The sequence below is a fragment of the Nocardia farcinica genome, from assembly GCF_029867845.1.
GTDB classification, from domain to species: domain Bacteria; phylum Actinomycetota; class Actinomycetes; order Mycobacteriales; family Mycobacteriaceae; genus Nocardia; species Nocardia farcinica_A.
This window is the reverse complement of record NZ_JARWRU010001039.1, coordinates 1-10,260: the sequence shown is the minus strand read 5'-3', so window position 1 is coordinate 10,260 and position 10,260 is coordinate 1. Positions and strand designations below refer to the sequence as shown.

The 10,260-nt window shown below is 70.5% G+C and carries 12 protein-coding genes; 8 read left to right on the top strand and 4 right to left on the bottom strand.

Translation table 11 applies throughout. From position 1 onward, the window contains the following. Window positions 1–175: 175 nt before the first annotated feature. Together QH283_RS23025 and QH283_RS23020 are read right to left on the bottom strand one after the other, a co-directional pair. Window positions 176–1,384 (bottom strand): acyl-CoA dehydrogenase family protein, encoded by a 1,209-nt coding sequence (locus QH283_RS23025; RefSeq protein ID WP_280505031.1) that lies wholly within the window; start codon window positions 1,382–1,384, stop codon window positions 176–178. Window positions 1,385–1,418: 34 nt separating this feature from the next. Further along, window positions 1,419–2,828, bottom strand: coding sequence for an acyl-CoA dehydrogenase family protein (locus tag QH283_RS23020; protein WP_414689633.1), 1,410 nt, complete (start codon window positions 2,826–2,828; stop codon window positions 1,419–1,421). Window positions 2,829–3,036: 208 nt separating this feature from the next. On the opposite strand from QH283_RS23020, the gene QH283_RS23015 reads away from it, so the two are divergent. Further along, window positions 3,037–3,384 (top strand): hypothetical protein, encoded by a 348-nt coding sequence (locus tag QH283_RS23015; protein ID WP_280505029.1) that lies wholly within the window; start codon window positions 3,037–3,039, stop codon window positions 3,382–3,384. A gap of 173 nt (window positions 3,385–3,557) precedes the next feature. On the opposite strand, the gene hisN is transcribed toward QH283_RS23015, so the two are convergent. Then, window positions 3,558–4,346 (bottom strand): histidinol-phosphatase, encoded by a 789-nt coding sequence (gene hisN, locus QH283_RS23010; protein WP_280505028.1) that lies wholly within the window; start codon window positions 4,344–4,346, stop codon window positions 3,558–3,560. A 51-nt stretch (window positions 4,347–4,397) separates the two neighbouring features. Then, complete coding sequence (locus QH283_RS23005) at window positions 4,398–4,976, bottom strand: NADPH-dependent FMN reductase (protein WP_280505027.1); 579 nt, start codon at window positions 4,974–4,976, stop codon at window positions 4,398–4,400. A gap of 160 nt (window positions 4,977–5,136) precedes the next feature. Between QH283_RS23005 and QH283_RS23000 the strand changes: the two genes are divergently transcribed. The 7 genes from QH283_RS23000 to QH283_RS22970 form a co-directional block, all read left to right on the top strand. Continuing rightward, complete coding sequence (locus QH283_RS23000) at window positions 5,137–5,994, top strand: helix-turn-helix domain-containing protein (RefSeq protein WP_280505026.1); 858 nt, start codon at window positions 5,137–5,139, stop codon at window positions 5,992–5,994. Window positions 5,995–6,082: 88 nt separating this feature from the next. After that, on the top strand, window positions 6,083–7,201 hold the full coding sequence (prfB, locus tag QH283_RS22995) for a peptide chain release factor 2 (RefSeq protein ID WP_280505032.1): 1,119 nt from the start codon (window positions 6,083–6,085) through the stop codon (window positions 7,199–7,201). A gap of 130 nt (window positions 7,202–7,331) precedes the next feature. Beyond that, the gene (locus tag QH283_RS22990) at window positions 7,332–8,180 is read left to right on the top strand and encodes a mechanosensitive ion channel family protein (protein ID WP_280505025.1); all 849 of its coding nucleotides are present in this window, start codon (window positions 7,332–7,334) and stop codon (window positions 8,178–8,180) included. Continuing rightward, on the top strand, window positions 8,167–8,373 hold the full coding sequence (locus QH283_RS22985; protein WP_280505024.1) for a hypothetical protein: 207 nt from the start codon (window positions 8,167–8,169) through the stop codon (window positions 8,371–8,373). The genes QH283_RS22990 and QH283_RS22985 overlap by 14 nt, the downstream gene beginning before the upstream one ends. A 49-nt stretch (window positions 8,374–8,422) precedes the next feature. Then, window positions 8,423–9,112: a cell division ATP-binding protein FtsE gene (ftsE, locus tag QH283_RS22980; protein WP_280505023.1), complete on the top strand. Its 690-nt coding sequence runs from the start codon at window positions 8,423–8,425 to the stop codon at window positions 9,110–9,112. 46 nt (window positions 9,113–9,158) lie between these two features. Further along, entirely contained in the window at window positions 9,159–10,061 is a 903-nt protein-coding gene (ftsX, locus tag QH283_RS22975) for a permease-like cell division protein FtsX (protein ID WP_280505022.1), read from the top strand. Then, window positions 10,058–10,260, top strand: a 203-nt coding sequence (locus tag QH283_RS22970; protein WP_280505021.1) for a hypothetical protein, incomplete at its 3' end; no start/stop codon positions are given. The genes ftsX and QH283_RS22970, both read left to right, overlap by 4 nt.

Below are 10,260 nucleotides of genomic sequence, written 5' to 3'. Positions count from 1 at the left end.
GGGGGGGGCGCCCCCCCGCGGCGGGGGTGCTGGTGTGTATTGCGTAACTCGGCTTCGGTAACCGCATCGGCGCCCGCGGCGCCCGCGCCGAGCCCGGCGCGGACCGGGTCCGCCCGAAAGAAAACCGGTGCGGGTCACAGGATCGACCCGCACCGGTTTCCCGTCGTCGCGTGTGTTACTTCAGCTCGGCGCTGGTCTTGTTCAGCACCCGGCGAGCCACGATGAGCTGCTGGATCTGCTGGGTGCCCTCGAAGATGTCGAGGATCTTCGAGTCGCGGCCCCACTTCTCGAGCAGCAGGTTCTCCGAGTAGCCGAGGGTGCCCGCCAGTTCGACGGCCTTGAGGGTCACGTCGGTGCCGGTGCGGCCGGCCTTGGCCTTGGACATCGACGCCTGCAGCGAGTTCGGCTGCTTGTTGTCGGCCATCCAGGCCGCGCGCAGCGCGAGCAGGTAGGCGGCCTCGTAGTCGGCCTCCATGCGCAGGAACTCCGCGGCCGCGGCGTGCTGGTTCATCGCCGGGGTGTCGTAGGAGATCTCCACGCCCGCGCCCTCGAGCAGGCGGCGCAGTTCCTCCAGCGCGGCGCGGGCCACGCCGATGGCCATGGCGGCCACCAGCGGACGGGTGTTGTCGAAGGTCTGCATGACCCCCGCGAAACCCTTCTCCACGTTGACTTCCGGGCTGCCGAGGATGTTGTCGGCCGGGATGCGGCAGTCCTGCAGCAGCAGCACGGCGGTGTCGGAGGCGCGGATGCCGAGCTTGTGCTCGAGGCGGGCCACCGAAAGGCCGGGGGCGTCGCGCGGCACGACGAACGACTTGATCGCCGCGCGGCCCTTGCTCTTGTCCACCGTGGCCCACACCACGATGTGGGTGGCGCGCGCGCCCGCGGTGACGAAGATCTTCTCGCCGTTGAGGACCCACTCGTCACCGTCGCGGACGGCGGTGGTGCTCACGGCGGCCGAGTCGGAGCCGAAGCTGGGCTCGGTGATGGCCATGGCGGCCCACACCTTGCCGAAGCGCTGGAGCTGCTCGTCGGTGGCGACCGCGGCGATGGCCGCGTTGCCCAGGCCCTGGTAGGGGATCGACAGCATCAGGCCGACATCGCCCCAGGAGGTCTCCAGGGCGTTGAGCAGGGCGGACATGTTGCCGCCGTTGTTGTTGGCGCTCTTGTCGTCGGAGTCGGAGCGGCCGCCGGTGGCGCCGCTGATCTTCTGGGTGCCCGAGTCCGACAGGCCCTCGACCATGGCGGCCATGGTGTCGAGTTCCTTGGGGTACTCGTGCTCGGCCAGGTCGTACTTGCGCGAGATGGGGCGGAAGATCTGCGCGGCCACCTGGTGCGCCTGGTTGGCGCTGGCCCGCAGCTTCTTGGGGAGTTCGAGGTTGATCATGGGGATGGTCTCCTGGAAGAGCTGATCGAGCCGGTCAGATGAGGACGACGCCCTCGGCGACGCCGATGGCCCGCAGGTCGCGGTACCAGCGCTCGACCGGGTGTTCCTTGGTGAAGCCGTGCCCGCCCAGCAGCTGCACGCCGTCCAGGCCGATCTTCATGCCCTTGTCGGTGGCCAGCTTGCGCGCCAGCGCGGCCTCGCGGCCGAAGGAACGGCCCTGCTCGGCGCGGGCGGCGCCGCGCAGGGTGACCAGGCGCAGGCCGTCGAGCTCGATGGCGATGTCGGCGACCATGAAGGCCACGGCCTGCCGGTGCGAGATCGGCTCGCCGAAGGCCTCGCGCTCGTTGACGTAGGGGATCACGTAGTCGAGCACGGCCTGGGAGGTGCCGACGGCCAGCGAGGCCCAGCCGAGGCGGGCCAGCCGCACCGCGTCGGCGTACTCCTCGGCACGCGCGATCGGGTCGGCGTCGCCGAGCACCGCGTCGGCGTTGACCGCGACGTCCTCCAGGATCAGCCTGCCGATGCCCGCGGCGCGCAGGCCCATGCTCGGGTCGGCTTCCACCACCAGGCCCTTGGCGTCGGACTCCACGATGAACAGCGCCGGGCGGCCGTCGAGCTCGGCGGCGATCAGGAACAGCTCGGCGTCGGCGGCCGCGGGGACCAGGCTCTTCACGCCGTTGAGGCGGTAGCCGCTGGGGGAGCGGGTGGCCTTGGTCTGCAGCGCGAACGGATCGAACAGCGGGCGCGGCTCGGCGATGACCACCGAGGCCTGCGGCACGTTCTCCCCGGCGAAGGACGGCAGGTAGGTGCGCTGCTGGGCGTCGGTGCCCCACTGGGAGAGCGCGACCGCGACACCGCTCGGGGCCAGGATCGGCAGCGCCAGACCCATGTCGCCGTAGGCGAGGGCCTCGGCCACCAGCGAGTTGGTGACCGCGCCGCGCTCGGTGGCGACGCCGTCGAGTTCCTCGGGCACGTTGATGACGGTGATGCCCAGTTCGGCGGCGCGGGCGACCAGGTCGGCGGGGGCCTTGGTGGCGGCGTCGGCCTCGGCGGCGGCCGGGCGGATGATCTCGGCGGCGAAATCCTTCACCGTCTCGACGATCATCTGCTGGTCTTCGGTGGGGGTGAGGTCGAAGTAGTCCTTGTTCTTCGCCTCGTTGTCGGGCAGCCGCTTGGGCGCGCCGTTGCCGGAGACCTTCTTGAACGCCCTGGTGGCGGCGCCGAGCGTGCGGAAGCCGCTCTTGGTGCTCTCGTAGGTGACGCGCTCGATCGGCTTGCGCAGGTTGTACTTCTCGACGATGTCGGAGCCGGTGATCGTCGTCATGACTCGCATCGCCGCGCCCATCCAGTCCCGCTTGGGCTGGTTGAGGCCGACGGCGGAGTCGTCACTGCGTCCGTTCGCGGGACGTCGCTTCGTCGCGCTGTCTCGGGTGCTCATCATCACCTGTTTTCTGCTGGGGTGGGGTGAGGTCAGGGTCGATCGTTCTTACTCCTGAGTAGTAACTACCTTACTCCAGAGTAAGAACGGCGTCGAGTCGGCTGCCTCGACCGCGCGGGGAGGCGATGTGAGATTTCTGAAACAAACGCGCTTCACAATTGTGCCGCTTCCGTTACGGTGACCGCATCGTCCCCCTGAAACGGAGGTCTTGTCCATGAAAGCTGCTGTGGTGACGGCGGGAAGACGAATGGCCGCGGTGGCCGGACTCGCGCTCGCCGCCGGTCTGGTGTGCACCCCCGCGCAGGCCGCCCCCGGGCTGCCGCTCGTGCCGATCGAAACCGACTTCGACCCGGGCGGGCCGCAGGTCGACGTCGGCTCCGGCGGGCCGATCTTCGATCTCGGCTCCGGCCAGGGCGGGATCGGCGGCGACTTCGGCTCCGGCGAATGGCAGTTCCCGCCGACCGGCTCGTCCTCCGGGTCCGGCGACTCCGGCTCGTCCTCCGGGTCCGGCGACTCCGGTTCCGCCTCCGGTTCCGGGCTGCCCACCGGTTCGGCGGGCTAGACCGGACTCTCCCGCTCACCGCGTCGCGCCGGCATGCCGCGGCTGCGGTGCTCCCGGGAGGTGCCGAGGCCAGGGGCGAGCTGTCGATGGGGGTGGCTCGCCCCTGCCCAGGTGGGCGGGAAGCCGGTCGCAGCGTCCGGCTGATCAGCGTCCGGCCGCGCTCGGCGGATGCGTCAGGCGGGACGCAGCCTGGCCAGCGTCTGCTCGTGCAGCAATCCGTTGGTGGCGATCGCGTCCCCGCCGTGCGGGCCGTCCTCGCCCGCCAGCGAGGTGAATCGTCCGCCCGCCTCACGCACCAGGATGTCCAGCGCCGCCAGATCCCACAGCGAGACCTCGGGTTCGGTCGCGATGTCGACCGCGCCCTCGGCCACCAGGCAGTAGTTGAAGAAGTCGCCGTAGCCGCGCACCCGCCACACCTCGTCGGTGAGATCGACGAACTGCTCGCGCAGGCCGCGATCGCGCCAGCCGGACAGGCTGGAGAAGGCCAGGCTCGCCGAGGACAGCTCGCGCACCCGCGAGACCGCGATCGGCCTCGGCGCGCCGGGGTGGAAACTCGTCCACGCCCCCGAACCGCTCGCCGCCCACCAGCGCCTGGCCAGCGCGGGCGCGCTCACCACGCCGACCACCGGCACGCCGTCGTGCAACAGCGCGATCAGGCTCGCCCACACCGGCACCCCGCGCACGAAGTTCTTGGTGCCGTCGATCGGGTCGATCACCCACTGCCTGCCCGTGAACTCGGCGTCGCCGCCGAACTCCTCACCGAGCACCGCGTCGCCGGGCCGCGCGTGCGAGAGCAGCCGCCGGATCGACTCCTCCACCGCCAGGTCCGCGTCCGAGACCGGGGTCAGATCCGGCTTGGCGTCCACCTTCAGATCCAGCGCCCCGAAGCGCGTCGTTGTGATGGCGTCGGCCTCGTCGGCCAGCCGGAGGGCGAGTTCGAGATCGGAGGAGTGCGCAGCCATGATCGCCCAGCCTATCGGCCCGCTCGCCCCGTCCCGGCGCCCGACTCGCGCTCAGGCGATCGACGCGGCCCGCGCGGCGACCAAGGCGTTCGCCCACCAGTGCAACTGGTCCAGCATCCCCGCGGCCGCGGCGGTCGGGGCCTCGGGCTCGCGCAACTCGCCCTGCTCGTCGAAGAGCAGGTAGTACCGGGGGAAGCTCACGTAGTCGCGCACCGGGTGGGCATTGAGTTCGGTGAACACCGCGCGCAGGTGCTCGATGGCGGGCAGCCCGCCGGTCGCGCCGCTGTAGCCGACGAAGCCGACCGCTTTGGCGTCCCACTGCGTGAAGTGCCAGTCGATCGCCGCCTTCAATGCCGCGGGGTAGCTGCGGTTGTAGTCCGGTGTCACGATCACGAACGCGTCGGCCGCCGCCAGGCGTTCGCTCAGCTCCCGCATCCCCTCCGGTCGAGCCGGGTCCGGGTCCAACGCGGGCGGGACCGCGGGCAGCGCGAGCGGCAGGTCCGTCCGGGCGAGGTCGATCACGTCCACCTCGAAACGGCCGTCCGCGCGCGCCAGTTCGGCGAACCAGTGCGCCACCGTCGGGCCGAAGCGTCCTTCGCGGACACTGCCGATGATCACCGCGAGTCTCATCTCTGTCTCCCTGTCTGCAACGGATCTCGTGATCGGGCGACCGGATCCACCGGTCGCCGGTCACGAGCCTCGGGCGTCCGGGCCGACGGTGAGTAGACCGCCGTCATGGTGGTAGCGCGAGGGCCACCCTCGGCGCCACGCGCGGCGGTACCGTGCAGTGGTGAGCGACAACGAGCTGGACCTGTTCCTGCGCTCCCGGCGCGACGCGGTCACGCCGGCGAGTCTCGGACTGCCCGCCGGAACCCGCAGGCGCGCACCGGGACTGCGACGTTCGGAGCTGGCGCTGCTGTCCGGGATCAGCGTGGAGTACCTGACCCGGCTCGAGCAGGGCCGCGACCGCAGGCCGTCGCCGGAGGTCCTCGCCGCACTCGCCGACACCCTGCGGCTCACCCCGAGCGAGCGCGTCCACCTCTACCGCCTCACCAAAGCCGCGGACCCCGGCTTCGCCTGCATGGGTTCGGCACCGGTGCGGCGCACGGTCCGGCCCGCCGTGCGGGCGGTGCTCGATCACCTCGATCCCGCCCCGGCCGCCCTGTTCGACCGGACCGGCGAGGTGCTGGCCTGCACCGACGGGTACCGGAGCCTGATGGCGCCGAGCGGGCTGTTCGACGAGGACAACGGCGGTCATCTCGCCTGGTACGTCTTCGCCGACCCGCGGGCGCGCGAGCTCTACCCGGACTGGCCGCAGGTCGCCGACCACTGGGTGGCGACCCTCAAGGAAGGCCCCTTCCGCGGCAATCCAGACGTGGCCCGGCTGGCCGAGCAACTGACCGTGGTCGCCGGTGCGGAGTTCACCCGGCGGGTGAACACGGTGCCAGGCCTGCCGGCCGCCTCCGGCGTCACCAGGATGGAACATCCCGAGGTCGGCTCCCTGCGGCTGGCCTACGAGACGCTCGATCTCTCCGCGGACGACGCGCAGCGCCTCGTCGTCCACCTGCCCGCCGACGCGGCGAGCGCGACCGCGCTGGACCGGCTCGCCGGTCGTCACCCGGGCGGGCTGCGCGCGGTCCCGGGGTGAGCGCGCGGCCCCCGGGGATCACCTCGCACCGGGCCGGGGTGGCGAGCGGTTTCGGCTGCTCGCAGCCCGACCGGTAGCCTTGATGACCGTGCATCCTGACGTCTCCGCCGACATCGCCGAACTCGACGCCACTCTCAAGACGGTCGAGTCGGTCCTCGACATCGAGGAACTGCGCCGCCGCATCGACGAGCTCGAACACCAGGCCGCCGATCCAGAGCTGTGGAACGACCAGGACCACGCCCAGCAGGTGACCAGCGAGCTTTCGCATGCCCAGGGCGAACTGCGCCGCGTCGAGGAACTGCGCTCCCGGCTGGCGGACCTGCCGGTGCTCTACGAGCTGGCTGAGGAGGAAGAGGGCGAGGCCAGGGCGTCCGCGCTCGCCGACGCCGACGCCGAGCGGGCCGCGCTGCGCGCCGACGTGGAGGCCATGGAGGTCCGCACCCTGCTGTCGGGTGAGTACGACAAGCGCGAGGCGCTGGTCAACATCCGTTCCGGCGCGGGCGGCGTCGACGCGGCCGACTGGGCCGAGAAGCTGATGCGCATGTACGTGCGCTGGGCCGACCGGCACGGCTACCCGGTGGAGATCTACGACACCTCCTACGCCGAGGAGGCGGGCATCAAGAGCGCCACCTTCGCCGTCAAGGCCCCCTATGCCTACGGCACCCTCTCGGTGGAGATGGGCACCCACCGCCTGGTGCGCATCAGCCCCTTCGACAACCAGGGCCGCCGCCAGACCTCCTTCGCCGAGGTCGAGGTGCTGCCCGTGGTCGAGACCACCGACCACATCGAGATCCCCGACACCGACGTCCGCGTCGACGTCTACCGCTCCTCCGGCCCCGGCGGCCAGTCGGTCAACACCACCGACTCCGCGGTGCGACTGACCCACATCCCCACCGGCATCGTGGTCACCTGCCAGAACGAGAAGTCGCAGCTACAGAACAAGATCTCGGCCATGCGCGTGCTGCAGGCCAAGCTGCTGGAGCGCAAGCGCCAGGAGGAGCGCGCCGAGATGGACGCGCTCAAGACCAACGAGGGCGCCTCCTGGGGCAACCAGATGCGCTCCTACGTGCTGCACCCGTACCAGATGGTCAAGGATCTGCGCACCAACTACGAGGTCAACAACCCCAGCGCGGTCCTCGACGGCGACATCGACGGCTTGATCGAGTCCGGTATCCGCTGGCGTATGCGCGAGGCGCAGCCGAATTGATCTGCGCCGGCAGGGATTCCGGTCCCGGGGCGGGGAGAGAATCGCGACGCGCGCGTCCGCGTCGCCCGCGCGGGGGTAGCCTGTCCACCGTGTTGGTAACGGAGGGTGAAGCGGCTCGGCGATGGGTTCGATGACGTCGTTCGCGCTGGGCGAGAGCACCACCGCGTGGTTGCGTTCCAGCGGACTCGAGATCGTGCTGCTGATCCTCGGCGCGATGCTGTTCGGCCGGTTCGTCAGCTACGTGCGCGACCGGATCACCAGCCAGATCGACGCGGGCTTCCGCGGCGGCGACGCGCTGGTGCGCACCGAGGCCGCCAAGCACCGCCACGCGCTGGCCCAGGTGCTGACCTGGGTGGTCATGACCATCGCCTACGTGCTCGTCGGCATCGAGGTGCTCCAGCGCCTCGGCTTCCAGGTCACCGGCCTGGTCGCGCCCGCCGCCGTGCTCGGCGCCGCGCTCGGCTTCGGCGCCCAGCGGGTGGTGCAGGACATCCTGGCCGGCTTCTTCCTGATCACCGAGCGCCAGTACGGCTTCGGCGACGTGGTGCGCATCTCGGTGGCGGGCTCCTCGGAGATGGCCGAGGGCACCGTCGAGGACGTCACCCTGCGCATCACCACGCTGCGCAACCCCGACGGCGAGGTCATCATCGTGCCGAACGGGCAGATCGTGAAAGTGACCAATCTGTCGAAGGACTGGGCGCGCGCCGCGATCGACGTGCCGGTCGCCGCAGGCGCGGATCTCACCCGCGTCAACGAGATCCTGCACGAGGTCGGCGCCGAGGCCTACGCCGATCCGCGGCTGGAGCCGCTGCTGCTCGACCAGCCCACCGTGATGGGCGTCGAGGACCTCGCCATGGACAAGATGAACATCCGCATGGTCGCCCGCACGCTGCCCGGCAAACAGTTCGAGGTCAGCCGGGAATTGCGGGTGCGGGTGGCCTCGGCGCTGCGCCGGGAGGGTATGAGTGAGACTGCGTAAGAGAGAGATCGTCGCCGGGGCGAGACCCCGCAAGTCCACCGCCGCGCTGACCCTGGCCTGGATCGGCGTGTTCGTGCTCTACCTGTTCGTCAAGCCCGACGAGCAGACCCAGCCCGCGGTGCTGCCGCTGAGCGGGTTGCTGCCAGCGGCGGTCACCCAGAGCGAGCCCGCCCCGGCCGCGCCCGAGAAGTAGCGCTCACCGACCGCGCGCGCGCCTGGCCCGCTGGCTACACTGGCTCCCCGTGATCACCATGCGGAACGTCACCAAGTCGTACAAGACGTCGACGCGACCCGCGCTGGACAACATCACCGTGGATGTGGACAAGGGCGAGTTCGTCTTCATCATCGGACCGTCCGGTTCCGGGAAATCGACGTTCATGCGCCTGCTGCTCAAGGAGGAGGCGCCGACCTCCGGTGAGATCAGGGTCTCCGACTTCCGGGTCGACAAGCTGCCCGGCCGCAAGGTGCCCAAGCTGCGTCAGCGCATCGGCTGCGTCTTCCAGGACTTCCGGCTGTTGCAGCAGAAGACCGTGCAGGAGAACGTGGCGTTCGCGCTCGAGGTGATCGGCAAGCGCCGCCAGTTCATCGAGCGCACCGTCCCCGAGGTGCTCGAGATGGTCAACCTCGCGGGGAAGGCCGACCGGCTGCCCGGCGAGCTGTCCGGCGGCGAGCAGCAGCGGGTGGCCATCGCCCGCGCGTTCGTCAACCGGCCGCTGGTGCTGCTGGCCGACGAGCCCACCGGCAACCTCGACCCCGACACCAGCGGCGACATCATGATGCTGCTCGAGCGGATCAACCGCACCGGCACCACGGTGCTCATGGCCACCCACGACAACCACATCGTCGACGCCATGCGCAAGCGCGTGGTCGAACTCGATCGCGGCAGGCTGGTCCGCGACGACGCGACCGGCGTCTACGGGGTGGGTCGATGAGCGAGTACGAGACCATCGGGGGACAGGCGACAGGGGCACAGGACTGATGCGCGCGAGCTTCCTGCTGAACGAGGTCGGCACGGGTCTGCGCCGCAACCTGACCATGACCATCGCGATGATCCTGACCACCGCGGTGTCGCTGGCCATGCTCGGCGGCGGACTGCTGTCGGTGCGGATGGCCGACAAGACCGAGGCCTATTTCACCGGCCGCCTCGAGGTGCGCTTCTACCTCGACGAGAACATCTCCGACAACGACCCGGACTGCGCGGCCGAGCCGTGCAGCTCGCTGCTGGCCGACATGAAGACCACCTCCGGCGTGGAGAGCGTGCAGTTCCTCAACCGCGCCGCCGCGCTGGAGGAGGCCAAGAAACTCTTCGAGGACCAGCCGGAGATGGTGCAGTACATCTCCGAGACGCCGCTGCCGGCCTCGTTGCGGGTGAAGATGACCGACGGCAGCCAGTACGAGCACATCTACCAGAGCTTCGCCGACCGCGAGGGCGTGCGCACCGTCGCCAACGACAGCGAGTTCGTCGACCGGCTGCTCCGCCTGTTCGACGGTCTGCGCAACGCCGCCTTCGGTCTCGCGGTGGTGATGGCGTTGGCCGCGCTGCTGCTCATCGCCAACATGATGCAGATCGCGGCGTTCACCCGGCGCACCGAGGTCGGCATCATGCGCCTGGTCGGCGCCACCCGCTGGTACACCCAGCTGCCGTTCCTGATGGAGGCGGTGGTGGCCGCCGTGGCGGGCTCGCTGCTTGCCGTGGCCGGGCTGCTGATCGCCCGTCCGCTGGTCATCGACCGGGCGCTCGGCCCACTGTTCGACAGCAACGTCTTCCCGCGCATCACCGGCGACGACATCGCGGTGGTGGCGCTGACCATCGCCCCCATCGGCATCGTCGCCGCCGGCATCGCCGCCTACGCCACGCTGCGCTACTACGTGCGCGAATGACCGGCGCGCGAGTGTTCGTCCACATGTGTACAACTCGGCCCGGACGGCCGCGACCCGGTCTCGTCCGGGCCGGGGGGGGGGGGGGCGGGGCGGGGGGGTGGGGCGCCCCGGGGGGGCGCGCCCACGACTTCGCCGCCGACCCGGCCCGCTACGACATCCCGGACTCGGTGATCGGCTTCCTGCGCGGTGAACTGGGCAC

Excerpts from the sequence above, each read along its gene's own strand:
- QH283_RS23025 (WP_280505031.1), bottom strand. The coding sequence starts at position 1,384 with ATGATCAACCTCGAACTCCCCAAGAAGCTGCGGGCCAGCGCCAACCAG.
- QH283_RS23015 (WP_280505029.1), top strand. The coding sequence starts at position 3,037 with ATGAAAGCTGCTGTGGTGACGGCGGGAAGACGAATGGCCGCGGTGGCC.
- hisN (WP_280505028.1), bottom strand. The coding sequence starts at position 4,346 with ATGGCTGCGCACTCCTCCGATCTCGAACTCGCCCTCCGGCTGGCCGAC.
- QH283_RS23005 (WP_280505027.1), bottom strand. The coding sequence starts at position 4,976 with ATGAGACTCGCGGTGATCATCGGCAGTGTCCGCGAAGGACGCTTCGGC.
- QH283_RS22990 (WP_280505025.1), top strand. The coding sequence starts at position 7,332 with ATGACGTCGTTCGCGCTGGGCGAGAGCACCACCGCGTGGTTGCGTTCC.
- ftsX (WP_280505022.1), top strand. The coding sequence starts at position 9,159 with ATGCGCGCGAGCTTCCTGCTGAACGAGGTCGGCACGGGTCTGCGCCGC.